The 16,668-nt window shown below is 60.3% G+C and carries 14 protein-coding genes and 1 pseudogene; 7 read left to right on the top strand and 8 right to left on the bottom strand.

What is annotated here, in order from left to right; translation table 11 throughout:
• Positions 1–103: 103 nt before the first annotated feature.
• Positions 104–973 (top strand): IS66 family transposase, encoded by an 870-nt coding sequence (locus AAFG16_RS17505; protein ID WP_342739959.1) that lies wholly within the window; start codon positions 104–106, stop codon positions 971–973.
• A gap of 371 nt (positions 974–1,344) precedes the next feature.
• On the opposite strand, the pseudogene AAFG16_RS17510 reads toward AAFG16_RS17505, so the two are convergent.
• Positions 1,345–1,904 (bottom strand): annotated as a pseudogene (locus AAFG16_RS17510) (transposase); the annotation flags it as partial.
• Between the two features lie 561 nt (positions 1,905–2,465).
• Here AAFG16_RS17510 and AAFG16_RS17515 point away from each other — a divergent pair.
• The 6 genes from AAFG16_RS17515 (at position 2,466) to AAFG16_RS17540 (ending at position 10,181) form a co-directional block, all read left to right on the top strand.
• Positions 2,466–3,977 (top strand): porin, encoded by a 1,512-nt coding sequence (locus AAFG16_RS17515; RefSeq protein WP_342739960.1) that lies wholly within the window; start codon positions 2,466–2,468, stop codon positions 3,975–3,977.
• Between the two features lie 1,238 nt (positions 3,978–5,215).
• Positions 5,216–6,184: an esterase gene (locus AAFG16_RS17520; protein ID WP_342739962.1), complete on the top strand. Its 969-nt coding sequence runs from the start codon at positions 5,216–5,218 to the stop codon at positions 6,182–6,184.
• 701 nt (positions 6,185–6,885) lie between these two features.
• Positions 6,886–7,116 (top strand): hypothetical protein, encoded by a 231-nt coding sequence (locus AAFG16_RS17525; RefSeq protein ID WP_342739963.1) that lies wholly within the window; start codon positions 6,886–6,888, stop codon positions 7,114–7,116.
• 11 nt (positions 7,117–7,127) lie between these two features.
• Positions 7,128–8,369: an ABC transporter ATP-binding protein gene (locus tag AAFG16_RS17530; RefSeq protein ID WP_342739964.1), complete on the top strand. Its 1,242-nt coding sequence runs from the start codon at positions 7,128–7,130 to the stop codon at positions 8,367–8,369.
• A gap of 121 nt (positions 8,370–8,490) precedes the next feature.
• Entirely contained in the window at positions 8,491–9,336 is an 846-nt protein-coding gene (locus AAFG16_RS17535; protein ID WP_342740926.1) for a sugar ABC transporter permease, read from the top strand.
• Positions 9,333–10,181: a carbohydrate ABC transporter permease gene (locus AAFG16_RS17540; protein WP_342739965.1), complete on the top strand. Its 849-nt coding sequence runs from the start codon at positions 9,333–9,335 to the stop codon at positions 10,179–10,181. The genes AAFG16_RS17535 and AAFG16_RS17540 overlap by 4 nt, the downstream gene beginning before the upstream one ends.
• Positions 10,182–10,622: 441 nt before the next feature.
• Here the strand turns inward: AAFG16_RS17540 and AAFG16_RS17545 are convergent, their stop codons facing one another.
• The 7 genes from AAFG16_RS17545 to AAFG16_RS17575 all read right to left on the bottom strand — a co-directional run bounded on the left by AAFG16_RS17545 (position 10,623) and on the right by AAFG16_RS17575 (position 16,439).
• Positions 10,623–12,101: an IS66 family transposase gene (locus AAFG16_RS17545; RefSeq protein WP_342740927.1), complete on the bottom strand. Its 1,479-nt coding sequence runs from the start codon at positions 12,099–12,101 to the stop codon at positions 10,623–10,625.
• Between the two features lie 123 nt (positions 12,102–12,224).
• Entirely contained in the window at positions 12,225–12,449 is a 225-nt protein-coding gene (gene tnpB / locus AAFG16_RS17550; protein WP_342739966.1) for an IS66 family insertion sequence element accessory protein TnpB, read from the bottom strand.
• Positions 12,450–12,580: 131 nt separating this feature from the next.
• Positions 12,581–13,588 (bottom strand): tyrosine-type recombinase/integrase, encoded by a 1,008-nt coding sequence (locus AAFG16_RS17555; protein ID WP_342739967.1) that lies wholly within the window; start codon positions 13,586–13,588, stop codon positions 12,581–12,583.
• Positions 13,585–14,517 (bottom strand): tyrosine-type recombinase/integrase, encoded by a 933-nt coding sequence (locus tag AAFG16_RS17560; RefSeq protein ID WP_342739955.1) that lies wholly within the window; start codon positions 14,515–14,517, stop codon positions 13,585–13,587. Before AAFG16_RS17560 ends, AAFG16_RS17555 begins: the two co-directional genes overlap by 4 nt.
• A complete protein-coding gene (locus AAFG16_RS17565) occupies positions 14,514–15,752 on the bottom strand; it encodes a site-specific integrase (protein WP_342739956.1) in 1,239 nt (412 codons plus the stop codon). Before AAFG16_RS17565 ends, AAFG16_RS17560 begins: the two co-directional genes overlap by 4 nt.
• A 103-nt stretch (positions 15,753–15,855) precedes the next feature.
• The gene (gene tnpB / locus AAFG16_RS17570; protein WP_342739968.1) at positions 15,856–16,011 is read right to left on the bottom strand and encodes an IS66 family insertion sequence element accessory protein TnpB; all 156 of its coding nucleotides are present in this window, start codon (positions 16,009–16,011) and stop codon (positions 15,856–15,858) included.
• Positions 16,008–16,439 (bottom strand): transposase, encoded by a 432-nt coding sequence (locus tag AAFG16_RS17575; protein WP_342734297.1) that lies wholly within the window; start codon positions 16,437–16,439, stop codon positions 16,008–16,010. The genes tnpB (AAFG16_RS17570) and AAFG16_RS17575 overlap by 4 nt, the downstream gene beginning before the upstream one ends.
• Positions 16,440–16,668 lie beyond the last annotated feature (229 nt).

Below are 16,668 nucleotides of genomic sequence, written 5' to 3' on the forward strand. Positions count from 1 at the left end.
CAAGATCGGAGACCGTTAAGGAAGCCTTCGACGTCATTCCGATGCAGTACCGTGTAAGCGCATTGTGCGTCCACGGTACGGCTGCCGAGGATGCCGCCAGGGTGTGCTGCAGGCACCCGCGCCGGTCCAGGCGATCGACGGTGGAATGGTGACAGAAGCCTTGCTGGCCCACATCGCGGTGATGAAATACGGGTACCAGCTGCCGCTGTATCGCCAGGGACAGATGTTTGCCGCCCAAGGCATCACGCTCGACCGGCAAACGCTGGCCTCGTGGATGGGCCGCGTCGCCTGGTGGCTGAAGCCGCTTCACGCGCTGTTGCGCCGCGCAGTGATGTCCTACCCGCGGCTGTTTGCCGACGAGACGCCGCTGCCAGTTCTCGATCCCGGCCGTGGCAGAACCAAAGTCTGCCAGTTCTGGGCGGTCGCCACCGACGACCGCCCGTGGGGCGGCCCGGCGCCGCCGGCAGTGGTCTACGTGTTCGCTGAGGATCGCAAGGCAATCCGCGCCAGGGAGCTGTTTGGAGATTACGACGGCATCCTGCAGGTCGACGGCTATGCCGCCTACAAGGGGCTGATCAAGAACGGCGGTCGTCTGGTACAACTGGCGTTCTGCTTCGCGCATGCGCGGCGGAAGTTCTGGGACGTCCACGTTGCGACGAAATCGCCGATTGCCGCGGAAGCGCTGCAGCGGATCGCGATGTTCTACGCCGTTGAGGATCGCATTCGCGGTTTGCCGGCGACGCAGCGAGCGGCGGCGCGACAATCCGACACCAGACCGCTGATCGAGGACTTCAAGCCCTGGCTCGAGGCGCGACTGCTGGAAGTCTCGAAGAAATCCGGCCTTGGCAAGGCGATCCGCCGTGATCCTCTCGTGACGCTCACGATCAACCAATTGTTCCCGGGTGCGAAAGACGATAGCGCGGGACTGCTGTCCCTCGGTCTTCGGCGCGACAAAGCGCATGGCGGGACGTAGCGCCGCTTCGACGATCGCCTCTGCACGAACGCCCTGACATAGCCAGGCGCAATCAATTTCGGCTGGTGGCCGAGCCGAAGCATCTCGCGAGCCCAGTAAATAGGAGCTGCCGCAAGCCTCCATCGCCATGACACAGGTGGAATGACCCGCCATGAAGTTGCGAAACTGCAGACGAGTCAGCTTTCTCCGAAACACGACAGATCCATCGGCCGCCGCCCCATGCAGTTGAAAAACGTTCTTTGCCAGATCGACTCCGGCGATGGTAACTTCTTTCATGGATGCTGCCTTTCCTTGCCGGGCTGTCTCACCACAAGCTTGGCACATTGCGATGCCGTCGGGGAAGGCCGGCATCCACCCCATCTGTTTGGCTGAGCGTAACAGCCTGCCATCATCGCGGCGGCCTTCGCCACACGAGAATAGGACTGCCGCAGCAAGAGCCCGTGCTTCGTCGCCAGGCGGTTCACCCCCGATCGCTGCATGCAGCAGTTCGGCGTCGGTCGGGAAGCTGATGGCGTTCAGCTGCACTGTGGTGTCAACCTGACCCGCTTAAGCTCTTGGCTGCGCTACGCACCGGCCTCGTGCGTCACCCGAAGGCTCTCGGCTAACAATCGCTCCAGCATGTCGCCGAGCCGCTTGCGCCAATGGCTCAGGTCCGAGCGCTCGTGCGGGAAAACGTGGTGCAAAGCTCTTCGCCGGTGAAGAACTGGAGTGCGGGTCGTGGACCCCACCGCTCGCACACCTCCCATCGGACAGCCCGCAATGTACTTGACCAACAACAGCCCGATCATGAAACGGGTCTCGATCCCCGGCCTGCCGTTCTCGTTGTAAGCGCGATCTTCCCGTCGATCCAGTCCCAATCGATCTTGCCGGCAAGCAGAACCAGCTCGTGGTTCATGTTGATGATCTGGTCCAGCCCAATTACATCCGTCATTGCGGGTGCAATCCGCTTTGATCACAACTCGCTGTAACGGCTTGCAACTCGGGCGCGCGCCATGCGTCAGCCGTGATCGAGGAGTTCGCAAATTGATTGCTTCGAAGCATGTTTCTCATCCCGACAGACAAAAGCAAGACATTCGATGTGCGCCGGCGCAGTCTTACTTCTTTCTCCTTGCTCTGCCGCGTCGACAACCGACAATAGAAAACAAGTCATGAAGGTGCATGTCGAGGGCGGTCTCTAGCGTCCAATTGGCTGCCTGCACACGGAGCTCATCCCTCGCTTGAGCGACCGCTCTGCCGAGCGGCTGCAGCCGAAGTTCGCGCCAGGAAGGTGCCTTTGTCAGATTCGTCCGTAAACTGTCAGAGCCATTTAAGCGAACTGACATTGATGCATCAGATGTTCGGTTCATCTTCCCACCCCGAGGCGGGCCCTTTGTATCCGGAATGAAACATCGGTCCTCATTCATGCCACGGCATTCACTGTTGGGGCTGAGGGTGGTTGGTATCTTTGCGAACTGAGCTGCCACTACTGAGTGAAACAATTTGGAGAGCTGTTATGACGATCGTGAAGAGTATTTTGCTTGGTTCGGTGGCCGGTTTCACGGTCGTGTCTGGAGGCCAGGCAGCCGATCTCCCGCTTAAGGCTAAGGCAGTCGAATATGTAAAGGTCTGCTCCCTATATGGTGCGGGATTCTACTATGTCCCAGGCAGTGATACCTGTATCAAGCTAGGTGGCTACCTGCGCATGGACGTAGCAGCGAACACGAACTCGAACAGTGGTAACACATCCGGTGCCGGAGGAGCACAAAACCGCTTCTCAAACGGCTACAATTGGAGGGCTCGTCAAGACCTGAGCATCGACACCCGCACCGCAACCGCGTACGGCGTGCTTCGCACTTACGGTGAGGTCGGATTCACGTGGACGGATGATACCTACGCAGGGAACGGGACAGGAGCTACGGTTTACTCTCCGATCGGACCTTCTCCGTACAGTTCTGCGCCAGCCAACGCAAGCACCGGTGCTCAGGGTTACGGTACGCTTGGTGTGTATAGCGTGTTCATTCAGTTCGCTGGTTTCACGATTGGCAAAGCCGTCTCGCAGTTCAGCACCCCTTGGACGGTCTATCCCGGTAACATCTTTGACGGCCTTGTCGGCGGCGGTGGAGCGGTCAATGGCGTAAACCAACTCACGTACACCGCGGAGTTCGGTAACGGCGTCTCGGCCGCGATTTCGGCGCAGGATCCAACTCAGTATACTCAGGCGGGAGTCAATAACGTCAGCGCTGGCGGAGCTTTTGGTACGGGCGACTACGCTGGAACGCTTGCTCCCGACATCATCGGTTCGGTCTCTGTCGATCAGCCTTGGGGGTTCTTCAAAGCTTCGGTGGCGGCGCATGACAACCATGCCGCCTATTACGGTGCGACTGAAATTACTGGCCATCCCGATGACAAATGGGGTTGGGCGGGGCAGTTGGCTTTGTCGATCAAGAACCTCCCAACCGGACCTGGCGATTCCATCAACGTGCAAGCTGTGTACACCGATGGTGCGACCCGGTTTAACATCCAGGAGCAGAGCCAAGCGACCGCGATGACGATCTATGGTGGCACAAGTCTGCCTGGAGCTTACCAGAGCGTTGGCTTCGGATTTGCTCCTGACACGGTGTTCGCCGCCGGCACCCAGCAACAGTTGACCAAGACGTGGGGTGGACGCGGTGCGTACAATCACAATTGGGATCCTTTCTGGTCAACGAGCATCTACGGCGCCTACGCCACAGTTAGTTACAACAGTACAGCAAAAGGTTTGATCTGCCATAATGCCACCTGGGTCGTTCCCACCGTGACCAGCTGCAATCCTGATTATAATATTGCACAGGCTGGTATCGTAACTCGGTGGACCCCGGTTAAGAACCTGACCTTCTCGGCCGATCTTACGTACACCCATCTGGATCAGAACATGGTCGGCACCATCAGTGCGGCGAGCGCGGCGATCGGTAAGCCGGCGGCGGTCTATCAGCTCAAGAATCAGGACACGGTAATGGTTCTGTTCCGAGCTCAGCGCAACTTCTAGGTATTGAATTGAAAGGGAGGAACCAACAGCAGCTCTCTTAACCTCCAAGAAAGGCCTTCGATATGCCCATCGGAGGCCTTTTCTATCCAAGCGAAGCCAAACTGAATAGAATAGCGATGGCAAGGTGCACCACAACGGGCTTCGACGTGCTGCGCGCTGCCTTCCAGCCATGCCGCCGGTGATCACAGACCGCGCGCGAAGTGGCGCTTAGTTTTGGCAATGTGCAAATCGATGCACTCTGTGAGATTGAAGTAATATCGGTAATTGCACCTCTCTGCTTTGACGCTGACCTGCAAGCGCTCGCGGAGCGCGAGCGAGCCCGCTGGGAGCGGAAGCAGCAACACTGAGCTGGGCGCTGGAGCGGGCGCTGTGACGTGGCATGCGGTTGATCCAGAAAGCGGTCTAATCGCTGGAGATGCTGAAACGGTAAAATGAACGGCTTGCGGAGGTGGCGCCGCTCGATGATCATCTTCACGCGACAAACAGCTGCGCGCCCGAACCGACGCAGAGCGCGCAGAGAGCGCAGAGAGCCATCCAGCAGACTCGGTCACAACACGAAAGTGGATATACAGAGCGGTTCTCGAAAGAAAGCACCGCCACTGCGGAGCCAAGAGTATTACGCGTCAAATTTCACTGGAGGGCGCGTGGTGCGCTTGAGTGGTGGCGAACCGGGCCGGACAGTCTTCGGTGGGAAGACCAATGTTTCAACCGAGCTCACCACGCACGTCGGATTGCGCGGTCCCAAAGTGACTGGCCCGATCGGGGCGACGTCGCGGCGAATGCGCTCGATTGTCCAGCCGGCACAGCGTAGATGACTGGAGGCCATATGCTCGGGAACCGTGGTGTGCTTGTGATTGTTGTTCATGCGATGGTGAGCGGCAACCGTTCGCTCTTGTGGAAGATCTCGAGTGCGGGCCATGAGCCGTACTCCACTTCTGCACGGGCAAACCGATCCGGGGCGTAGTAGTGAACCTTAGACTCGACTTGGTCGTCGGTGCTCACGCAACGGGGCGCGATCATTCCGGAATAACACCGACCGGATCCGCACGAAGGGGGTCCATCAAACGAATTTTGCACGATTTACGGCGCTCAGAGCTTCAAATCTCTGCAATCTCAAACGCGCCCAAATTCTAAGTACTAATCGACGCTTTTTTCGAGTAACGGCGTGGTGCGGATTGCGTTGCTCGCTCCCCCTTTCCATATAGTAGAGGGAAGTTACGACGAAGTTTGGATCCAGTATGAGTATTGATCTTGCGGAGATATCAAGTTTTCATATAGGTGGACACGTGGCGACTGTTTCGGGCCGTGCAACGCGAAGTGTCTTCCTCCCCCAGCAGCCGGTTCCCTATCTTATCGATCCGAACGGCGAATTCGATGTCGGTCAGATCTATGTCCAGACTCTTAAGCTGGCGCGGCCCAAGCACTCTCTGCCTTTGCTACTTTGGCATGGCGGTGGGCTGACCGGGGCCATATGGGAGGCGCAAGCTGACGGTGGACCGGGTTGGGTGAGCCACTTTCTGAGGGCCGGCTTCAATGTCTATGTTAGCGACGCCGTAGGAATGGGCCGCGCCTCGTGGGCTCACCAGCCTGAACTTTTCCCCAGCGAGCCGTTATTTCGTTCGAAACGTGAGGTTTGGGAACATTTCCGGATCGGGCCAGCTGGCTCCTACGACACGATCCCCGAAAAACGGCTCTCGTTCGAAGGCACCCAATTTCCTTGCTTTCGGTTTGACCAATTCACCAAAAAGATCACGCCACGCTGGCCCGGCATGGAGAAGGTCTCCATGGAGGCCTACTGCGCCTTCGTCGTGAGCGTCGGGCCTTGCATTATAGTCGCTCATAGCTCTGCCGCCGATTTTGCGTACGAAGCGGCCCGACGCTGGCCAAAGTACGTCCGAGGGCTGTGCCTGGTTGAACCAGGCGTTCCTCCTCCTTGGCAAATTTCGACAAGCATCAAGGTCTTCCGGGAACGACGTTTGCTTCTGGTCTTTGGAGATTTCTTTGAACAGAGTCACTATTGGAGCACCCTCCGAAAGCAGCTGCATGATTGGGCTCAACAGGTTGGTGAACCGCCACTTGTCGAATGGATCAATTTGCCGCAACGCGGGATCGTCGGCAACAGCCACTGCCCAATGGCAGACAGCAACAGCGAAGCCGTCGCAAATCTTGTCATAGACTGGGCCGCCCAATCGTGCGGGAAACCTTAATGCTCGCTCTACGGGAGCGGTCATCTTCTTATGGTAGCTTGCAGGCTTACGTGAATAGCTCGGCCCATTCACAGACTAGTCGTTTGACCAGGAAAAAGCTACGGAGGACCCACGATATTCCGGACGAACGGCTGACTTGAGCTGGTTGTTCATGGTCGAGACGATCCGGAGCGGCCTTCGGCTTTCATCAGACAATGCTACAACCACGTACGCGAGCCCCTGCTCTGTCGACCGCTGCGGCCCAGTGCCCACGAGCAAACAAGGGCGCGATTGACTGTTGGAGGAGCTAAACCAGACGCACGCCGACAGTTTTCCTTCGTGTATTAGCTAGCGCACTTAATTTATCGCCGGCTGCCGAAAATGGCGATGTCGGATTTCTGACGTATGTCGCAATTGCCTCCATCGCCGCGCCGCACTCGTTAGCGCGGATCCTCTCAAGAGCATCCGGTGACGGTATCCTCGCGAGCGCCGCAACTGGTACGATACTTGCTCTGCTCATTTCAGGTCACCAGAAGTCCTGGAGTGGTGCATGAGCGCCAAGACGAGCAAATCGGAGTTGCTACGTCATGTTCGGAAGTTCGACAAACCGGCGATGCGTACGCAAATCGAGACCGCGGATTGAGTACGGGACAGGACGCCGAGCCACGATCGGTCTTAGCCGGGCCGGCGTTCAACTCCGGCCGTCAAGGCCTGCGGATTCCATGTATCTGGTCGACGCGGCTGACGGGCCGCTGCTTACGAGCAGTTGGGTGTTTGATTTCCCGGCCGACTGTCTGCCGGACAACTTCCATTATCTCAAACCACTGCTTGGCATACCGATAGCGCCAGACGTGATAGGGGCCATTGTCTGTGCAGTAGATCATTTCTCCAACCAAGATCGCCTGCCGCACGGACGCGCAAGGTCTGCATGGATTGGTATTAACGCGCAATAGGTACGGCCGTAATGGCCAAGACCGATGCAGTATGCACGACAATTTTTCGCGGCGATGCGGTGGTAAGTGCGATGGCATCGGTATTGATTGACGGCATCCGCAAGAATTACGGGCTGACGTCGGTGTTGCGCGGTGTTTCGCTGTTGGTAGCCGATGGTGAATTCTTGACGCTGTTGGGGCCATCGGGGTGTGGGAAGTCGACGCTGTTACGGATCCTGGCGGGGCTTGAAGCGCAGGACGCAGGCTCGATTTCGATCGGCGGACGAGTAGTGGATGGGTTGCGACCGAAACGGCGTGACGTCGCCATGGTGTTTCAGTCCTACGCGCTCTATCCGCATATGACGGTCGCATCCAACATGGCGCTGCCGCTGAGGATGCGCCAGCTCTCAAGCTTTCAAAGGCTTCCACTTCTCGGCCGCCTCCTGCCGGGAACGGCGCAGACTGGTGCCGAAATCGACGCCGAAGTCAGCCGCACGGCCGACTCCCTCGGAATCCGCCACTTGCTGGCTCGCAAACCGGGACAGCTCTCCGGCGGCCAGCGTCAGCGCGTGGCTGTTGGCCGTGCAATGGTGCGCCAACCGGCCGCTTTCCTAATGGACGAGCCGCTGTCCAACCTTGATGCGACGCTACGTTTGCAGATGCGCGCCGAGATCAAGGAACTGCACCAGCGCTTGGGAGTCACCTTCGTCTATGTAACTCATGACCAAGCGGAGGCTATGACGCTATCCGATCGGGTGGCGATTATGCTTGACGGTGAGCTGCTGCAGATTGCCCCGCCGCGGGACATCTACGCTGATCCCGTTGATCGGCGCGTCGCTGAATTCATCGGCTTGCCCAAGATCAACATTCTTGACGGCATGGTGCGAGAAGGCGGCCTGATCGATGTGGGCGGATCGACGCTCAAGATCGCGGCCGGTGCGCCTGCAGGCGCGTCTCTCACTCTCGGCATTCGCCCCGAGGCTTTTTATCTCAGCGACCATGGAAGTCAGGGGGCCCTGACAGGTTCGGTGCGCATGATCGAACATATGGGTTCCGACCTGTTCGTCTACCTCGATCTACCAGCGGCCGATGACCTGGTGATCGCAAGGCTGCCCGCCGAACTAGCTCTTCATATCGCGCCTGGCCAGCCCCTGCATCTCGGCGTCAAACTGGATCACGTGCTTCTCTTTACCCGTGATGGGCGGCGCTTGTGCCGGGAAGTGGAATCCGGCGGGGCATCGATTACGCGGATCGGGGAGATCGACCATGGGTGAGCCTCTTGGTCTTTACAGCGCCTTCGACGAGCCGCCCGTGACCGGCCGCCCTGGGACTTTCCAATTGCCCGCCGCCTCATCGGCTCGCAGGTGCGCCTTTACGGAAGCGGTGGCGGCCTGGATGCTTGCCGGACCGGCACTTTTCTTACTACTCGCCCTGTTCTTTCTACCGGTGATTTCGGTCTTCGTCATAGCGCTCACTGACTGGCATTTTGGCGCGCGGACACTCTCGTTCGTCGGTTCCGCGAACTTCCGCGAAGTCGTTGCCGACCAGGTTTTCAGAACGTCGCTCCTCAACACCGTCGTCTACGTCATGATCGTCGTGCCGAGCACTGTTGTCCTCGGCCTTATCATCGCGCTTCTGATAGAGAGTCGAAGGTCCTGTCGTGCTTTCTACCGTGCCATCCACTTCCTGCCCTTCATGGCGACGCTCGGCGCCATGGCAATCGCTTGGGAAGCACTGCTCCATCCTACGATCGGTCTCGTCAACCAGACGCTCGCCGCGATCGGACTGCCGACCGTCAACTGGCTGCGCGATGAAAATACAGCTCTGCCAGTGCTCGCGATGATCGGCATCTGGCAGAACCTCGGCTACACCATGGTGTTGTTTATCGCCGGTCTTAAGGGTATCCCGCAGGATCTCTACGATGCTGCCGATGTCGACGGTGCTGACCTTTGGTTCGACCGGCTGCCCACCGTCACACTGCCTATGCTCGGGCCGGTCTCTATGTTCGTTGTCATCATCATGGCGCTGAGGGCATTCGAATCATTCGATACCGTGAAAGTCCTAACCCAAGGCGGGCCGGGACACGCCTCCGAGGTCCTACTCTACACGCTTTATCGCGAGAGCTTCGAGTATCTGCACACTGGATATGGCGCTGCCATTGCCGTCGTCTTCCTCGCCATCGTGGTAACGCTTACCCTCCTCCAGGTGCGCATAATGGACAGAAAGGTGCATTACCAATGACCGGCACCATCTACGCCAGACGTTTGTCGGTGCCCGCCGGGATTCTTCGCCATGCCGTGCTGCTCGTCACCGGCGCGCTGGTTCTCGTCCCCTTCGCTTGGATGATCTCGCTCTCGATCAAGCCGCCGGGAGAGATCTTTCGCGCCTCCTTCTCCTTCTGGCCCGCGCAATTCTATGGCGTCGAAAACTATACCAAGGCACTGACCGAAGCGCCGCTGCCTCGGTACATGGGCAACGGTCTGATCATATGCACTCTGATTCTCGCCCTTCAAACCCTCGTCTGCGCCCCTTGTGCCTATGCCCTCGCCAAGCTCACATTTCCCGGACGTGACCTGCTCTTCCGGCTCGTCTTGATCGGTCTGCTCCTGCCGCATCAGGTCCTCTCGCTCCCGCTCTTCGTCTTCGGCTACGAGCTTGGTATCCTCGACACCTACGCGGCGCTCATCTTTCCTTATGTCGTCTCGCCCTTCGGCATCTTCTTGTTCCGTCAGTTCTTCAAGACCATTCCTGATGACGTGGTCCACGCGGCGCGGCTCGACGGATTATCGGAAATCGCTATTGTTTGGAAGATCGTGATGCCCATGGCGCTGCCGGCCGTGATCGCATTCTCGATCTTCTCGGTCGTCTCGCACTGGAACGATCTGTTCTGGCCGCTGATTGCAGTTCGGGATCAATCCCTGATGCCGCCCTCGATCGGCATCATGGCATTCAAAAACGAGGAGGCTGGCAACGACTACGGTCCCCTTATGGCCGCATCCACACTCGTTGTACTACCTCTCGTTATCGCCTTCCTTTCCGCTCATAAATGGTTTGTCGAAGGAACCATTTGGGGAGCTGCCAAATGATTTGGAACGCTGTTCCTGATTCTGGATCTGAATGTTGTTGGTTACTTTGGTTGAAGCTCGGCTAACGTTGTGAGCTTCGTCGCCGCCACGAGGTGCAGATAACGCGTCGCTGTTTACGCAGGCTAGCGATAGTGGCCCGTGGCGCCAGCAGACGATCCTGGCCGCGTGCAGCGGAATGCCGCCGCGCTGCGTGGCATTGTACGTGCGCAGGACGATGAGCATGCGTCTGGTCATCGATGAGATCGGCTTTTTGAACAGCGCATGGCCTCGTGCGGGGTCGCTCGTCAGCACATCGGCTCGGCCAACCGGATCACAACTGCGAGGTCGAAGTGTTCGCCTCCTATGTAGATGACGTGATGATGATTGCGTCAATGACGGTGCACAGTATGGCTTCGCTGATTTTGAATGTCGCGGAGCGTTAATCAAGCGTAAGCGTCGTTCTCAGGCCACGGCTTTGAGGGCTTGAGCTCGGCAGGCCCAGGGCAGTAGCTGGTCGATGTCTCGGTTTGGATGCCCGTTGACGATCCTGGTCAGGACGTCAGTGAGATAGGCGAGCGGATCGACGTCGTTGATCTTGCAAGTCTCGACCAAGGTTGCGACGACGGCCCAATGTTCGGCGCCCCCGTCGGATCCGGCAAACAGCGCGTTCTTGCGACTGAGCTTGATGCCACGGATTGATCGTTCGACCGTATTGTTGTCGAGTTCGATGCGGCCGTCATCGATGAAGCGCGTTAAGCCTTGCCAGCGCGAGAGGGCGTAGCGGATGGCCTCGGCGAGCTTGATCTTCTGGCTGATGAGAGCCAGCTTGGCGCGCAGCCATACCTCGAAGGCATCGGCCAGTGGTCGGCTCTTCTGCTGCCGCACGAGGCGACGCTCCTCCGCGCTGCGGCCGCGGATCTCCTTCTCGATCGCGTAGAATGCGGCGATGTGCTTCAGCGCCTCGCTCGCGATCGGCGCGGGGCCGGCGGTGGCGAGTTCGTAGAAGTTGCGCCGCATGTGCACCCAGCAGAAGGCGAGCTCGACCTCTCCGCGATCGGCAAGCTTTGGGTAGGCGTTGTAGCCATCGACCTGCAGGACGCCCTTGAAGCCGGCAAGATGGCTGAACAGCCGCTCGGCTTTGCGGTCGGGTGCATAGACATAGGCGATGCCGGGCGGATCGAGGCCGCCCCAGGGCCTGTCGTCGGCGGCATAGGCCCAGAGCTGGCCGGTCTTGGTGCGCCCGCGACCGGGATCGAGCACCGGCACCGTCGTCTCGTCGGCGAACAGCTTGGACCTCGCGCGAAGCACCGTGAGAAGGCGCTGATGCAGCGGACGCAGATGGAAGGCGGCATGCCCAACCCAGTCTGCCAGCGTCGATCGATCGAGAGCGATGCCCTGGCGGCCATAGATCTGGGCTTGCCGATAGAGCGGCAGGTGATCGGCATATTTGGACACCAGAACCTGCGCGACGGTTGCCTCCGTCGGCAGTCCGCCCTCGATCAGCCGGGCCGGAGCCTCGGCCTGCATGACGCCATCCTCACAGGCTCGGCAGGCGTATTTGGGACGTCGGGTGACCACAACGCGGAACTGGGCCGGCACCATGTCCAGCCGCTCGCTCTTGTCTTCGCCGATCTGGTGTAGGTCGCCATTGCAGCAGGGGCAGGTCTTGTCATCGAGGTCGACCACGACCTCGATCCGCGGCAGATGCGCCGGTAGTGCTCCGCGATTGTTGCGGCGCTTGCGTGCGCGCTCCGCCCGGCCTTCCGGAGCTGTCTCGTCCTGGCTCGCTTCCGTACAGGCCGCAACCTGTTGGACGTCCTCGAGACCGAGCAGCATCTGCTCTTCGGGAAGCGACTCTGCCTTCCGGCCAAAGCGATGACGCTGCAGCTCTTTGATGATCTGGCGCAGCCGCTCGCTCTCGTGCCGCTCGGCCAGCAGCATCGCCTTCAGCGTCTCGGGATCATCAGGAAGGTTATCGCTCACACGCAAATCAGAGCATATTCGCGCCCGCCTGACGACGTGCTCGATGCCCCTGATTCACTTCGCCGCAGCGCGGCCCCACAATTATCCGGCCTGCGTCGGGACGACCGTCTCCCGTGCCGCGTGGACACGCCGCCAATCAAGCCCTTCGAGCAGCGCCGACAATTCTGCCGCTGACAAACGCATCACGCCATCCTCGATCTTCGGCCAGCGGAAGACGCCTTCCTCGAGCCGCTTGGCGAACAGGCACAAACCCGTACCATCCCAGAAGATCAGCTTGATCCGGTCCGCCCGCTTGGCACGGAACACATAAACAGCGCCTGAGAACGGTTATGTTGCGTGCAACATAACCGTTCTTATGTGTCGGACGAGATTATGTGGCGGAGGCGCCCTAACGCCAGCCAGGGCCGGCCACCCAGGGTTTCTCCGCCACATAATAATCAGATGCTGGCCAGCAGCTGCAGGATGGTGTCGTTCGGCCGGAAGCGCGCGCTGCGGTCGCCTGAGACGCCCGCCTTCTCGAGTCCCCGGCGCATCATCTCGACATCCGCAGCGGCGTATCGGTGGGTTGTGGCGACCTGAGCATGGCCAAGCCAAGCCTGGATCGTCAGGAGGTCCACGCCTGACCGGAGAAGCTTCATGGCGAGGGAATGCCGGAAGATGTGCGGCGATATCGGCTTGCCCTCCAAGCTTGGCCTCGTGGACCCGGCCTGGGAGGCGGCACGCCGCACGATGTGCGTCGCGCCGAAACGCGTCAGGCGCTCGTTGTGGACCCCGACGAAGATCGGCCGCGGTTCATGATTGGCGAGGCCGCGTTCGCTCAATAGGTCCGTCAGCGATCGCACCAGATCCTTAGGAATAGGAATGACGCGATCTCGGCGTCCCTTGCCGTGAAGCAGCACCTGCGGGCGTCCTCGCTCCAACTGAAGGTCGTTCGCGTTGACGCCGGTCGCTTCGGACACGCGAGCGCCGGTTCTCGCCAAGAAGAGCAGAAAGGCCCGGTCGCGCCGGCCGCGGGGCGTCGTCTGATCAGGGGCTGCGATGATGGCCTCCACCTCGGCGTTGGTGAGATGATGCGTCACCTCGATGTGGGCCCGTTTGGTGGGGATCGTCAGAACCCGTTGGGCGACGCCGAACGAGGCGGGATCGGCGGCAGCGACGTGATGGAAGAAGGATCGGATCGCGGCTAGTCGGGCGTTGCGCGTTGCGACGGAGTTGTTCCGCTTCTCCTCAAGCTCGTCAAGAAAGGCGAGAACAAGGTCCCGATCGAGATCCTCAAGGGCCAGCGCCGCCGGCTTCTTCCCCAAATGGGCGGCGGCAAAGAGGATCAGCATGCGCAAGGCATCGCGATAGCTGGCTAAGGTCGCGGAGGTCGCGTTGCGCTGCTTGGTCAACCGGCGACGAAAGTACGACTCCAGGAGCGGCGCCAGCAGGAGGTGTTCGTTCATGCCGCGCCTCCGTCGAGGAAGGCGCGCTCAGCCGCGATGGCGAGGAGATCCGACGAGCCGGCGAGGTAGTAGGCTGTGTCGCTATAGTTGGCGTGGCCGAGGTAGGTGGCGAGTAAGGGCAGCAGCGCTTGGACGTCTGCGCGCTGTTGGTGCCACAGCCTGAGCCTGGTCACCGCGAACCGGTGCCGGAGATCGTGCGGTCGCAGAGGCTTGCCATTGTCAAGTCCCGCGAGCTTGCGGGCCTTAGCGAAGTTGCTTTGCAGGCCGGTCGCCGACAGACGGCAGCCTCGCGAGCTGAGGAAGAAGGCCTCGCCTTTGGGCCTGGGAAACACGGTGTCGCGCTCACGGGCGTATCGACGAAGGGCTGCCTGGGTCGTTGGGTGAACAGGAATCAGGCGGTCTTTACGGAACTTGGTTTTACGGACGAGGACGACCCCGTTGGTCAGATCGACGTCGCCGCGATCAAGGCTGACCACTTCGCCCGATCGTAATCCCGTGCTGGCCAACAATCCGATTAGCGTCGCCATCGTGCGGCCCCTGAGAGGGTTCCCTGGCGAAATGAAGCTGCATGCGTCGATAAGCGACGTCAGCTCAGCCTCACTTAGGATGCGCGGCGGCGGAATCGCCCTGGACCGCGGGAAAGCTTTGTGCTCCAAGACCTCGGTCTGGGGGTCGTAGACGACCAGGTACTCATAGAATCGGCGGAGCACGCCGTGACGGACCGCGCGGCTGTCGGCGGCGCCACCGAACGACAGGACGAACTCCAGCGCCATCGTCCGGGTGGCGGGCGCACCCAGCTGAGATCGCTCGACGTAGCGAACGAAAGCCCGCAGCGTGCCGGCTTGCTTGTTGAAGGCGTAGCCGAGGGAGCGGCGCAGCTCGATGTAGCGCTCGACCTTGTCGCCGAGGAATGCGGCGAAGGCGGTCATGCGGCGCCTCCCGGAAAGGGGAGCGCGACCTCAGCGAGCTGCGAGGCCGCGACCTTCACGTACAGCGCCGTTGTGTTGATGCTTCGGTGCCCTAGAAGATCGGCGACCTCGTTGATCGGCCTTCGTCGCCCCACGAGCTGGGTGGCTAGACTGTGGCGCAGGAGATGTGCGCCTCCGACGCGACCGAGCTCGATCCCACCATGCTGCAATCGCTTCCGCACGATCCTCGAAACAGACGACGCGTACTTGAATGGTCCCACGGGCGGCGTGAAGGACAGGAACAGATGCTGACTATCGACCTTCGGTCGAGCCCGCAGGATGTAGTCGGCGAGCGCGGCGCCGGTCTCCTCGATGAGCGGGGCCACTCGGTCACGCTTGCCCTTGGTGCGCCGGACAAAAACCTCGCCAGCTCGCCAGTCGATATCCCGGAGCTGAAGAGCGCGTAGCTCGCCGTTGCGAATGCCTGTGGTGGCGAGCAACAACAGGACAGCTCGATCGCGAAGGTCGATCGGCGTCGCCTTGCCGATCGCATCGATGGCGCGGCGAACATCATCCCACGAAAGCCGGGGCGGTAAATGGGCCAGTCGCCAATATGGCGTTCTTGGAACGACGGGAGCCAGATCCTGCTCGTGGTGGCCACCCCAATGCAGAAAGCGGAGAAACGTTCGCATGTGAGAGATCGCCGCCGTGCGAGTGCCGGAGGTCGCCGAGAGCGACAGCCGATACTCGACAGCGGCAAGGACATGCTCTGCCGTCAACGCCTCGAGGTCTTGGCCAGGATGGCGATGGCGGAGCCAATCCAGAAAGCGCCGTGCGCCCAAGAGAACGCCATCGCGGGACCTTGGCTCAAGGCCTCGTACCCTGCTCAGATAGTCAGAAAAGGCGCGCAAAAGCGGGGCGTCCGGATCATCGACTACAATGGGCGTCGAAGCAATGAATCGTTCGGGCGCCACCCGTCGCGCGTGTTGGAGCGCAGACACTGCCGCAATCCGCGGTGACTCCGTGGTGAATGTGCATAGATAGCTATCGACGATAGCTTCGCCGATCGGCCGTGAACCGCAATGTGCTGCAGCAAAACGGCCGAACCGCGCGATCCGGCTCAGATAAAGCTTAGCGGATGCTTGCTTGTAACCGAGCGAGAAAAAGTGCCCCGCGATGCGATCCATCTCGGCGCCGAGCGCCCCGTCACGAAGGCGTTTAAGCACCCCGCGGTACGAAAAATAGAACTCGAGCATTGTGCCCCTCCGGCGTTACGGCGCAGGGGGATCCCGCGTCCGCACGAGGGGCACGAAATATTATGTGGCGGAAGAATCCAGCCGTGGCCGGCCCTGGCTGGCGTTAGCGCGCCTCCGCCACATAATCTCGTCCGACACATAAGAACGGATCGGCCTTCATGTGCTCGCGTGCCAACATAGCAAGCCCCTCCATTCCCTTGCGGAAGTCGACCGGCTTGGTTGCCACCATCACCCGGACATTTCCGGACGGGCCGATCACCGGCTTGCCTTCAGCGCATGGACGATGGCCGCAATCATCGTCACGTCCGCGCCTCGGCCGACCCGGATAGTGACGCCTTCGGCTTCGATCTCGATGCCCCCGACATCCGGCTTGGCCTTGCGTCGCGCTGTCTTGCGCTCATGGCCAACAGCCACGGCCGGTACCATGGCGTCTACCACCGCAGGCACAAACTGCGGATCGTCAGCCATCGGCGTCGGCGGCCGGCGTGCTTGCCGGCGCCAGGTGAACACTTGTTGGGGGGTCAGCCCGTGTCGCCGGGCAATCTCGGAAACGACCGCGCCTGGTACCAGCGTCTCCTCGACGATCCGGGCCTTGTCGTCCTTGGAGAACCAACGACGTCGTCCCGTCTCCGTGATCACTTCCAGCCGACGCGGCGTTACGTCCGACTTAAGCGTATGGTCAAGCATAGACACAAGCCGATCCCTTCAAAGAGATCGTGAAACTCGCCTATCCCATGCGCCGCGAGAAGGTGGGAGCAGAACGACGCTTACAATCAAGCGTTGTTTGGGGCGCGTGAATCGCTTGTTCCGGGAGCCGACGTATTCCCGCACGCCCACACCCCAGCGAAGCGCGGCAACAACGATGATGGAACCACGTGTGGACATGCGCATTGGATCGCCGTCAAAGACGTATCAG

The organism is Bradyrhizobium sp. B117 (assembly GCF_038969555.1).
Classification (GTDB): domain Bacteria; phylum Pseudomonadota; class Alphaproteobacteria; order Rhizobiales; family Xanthobacteraceae; genus Bradyrhizobium.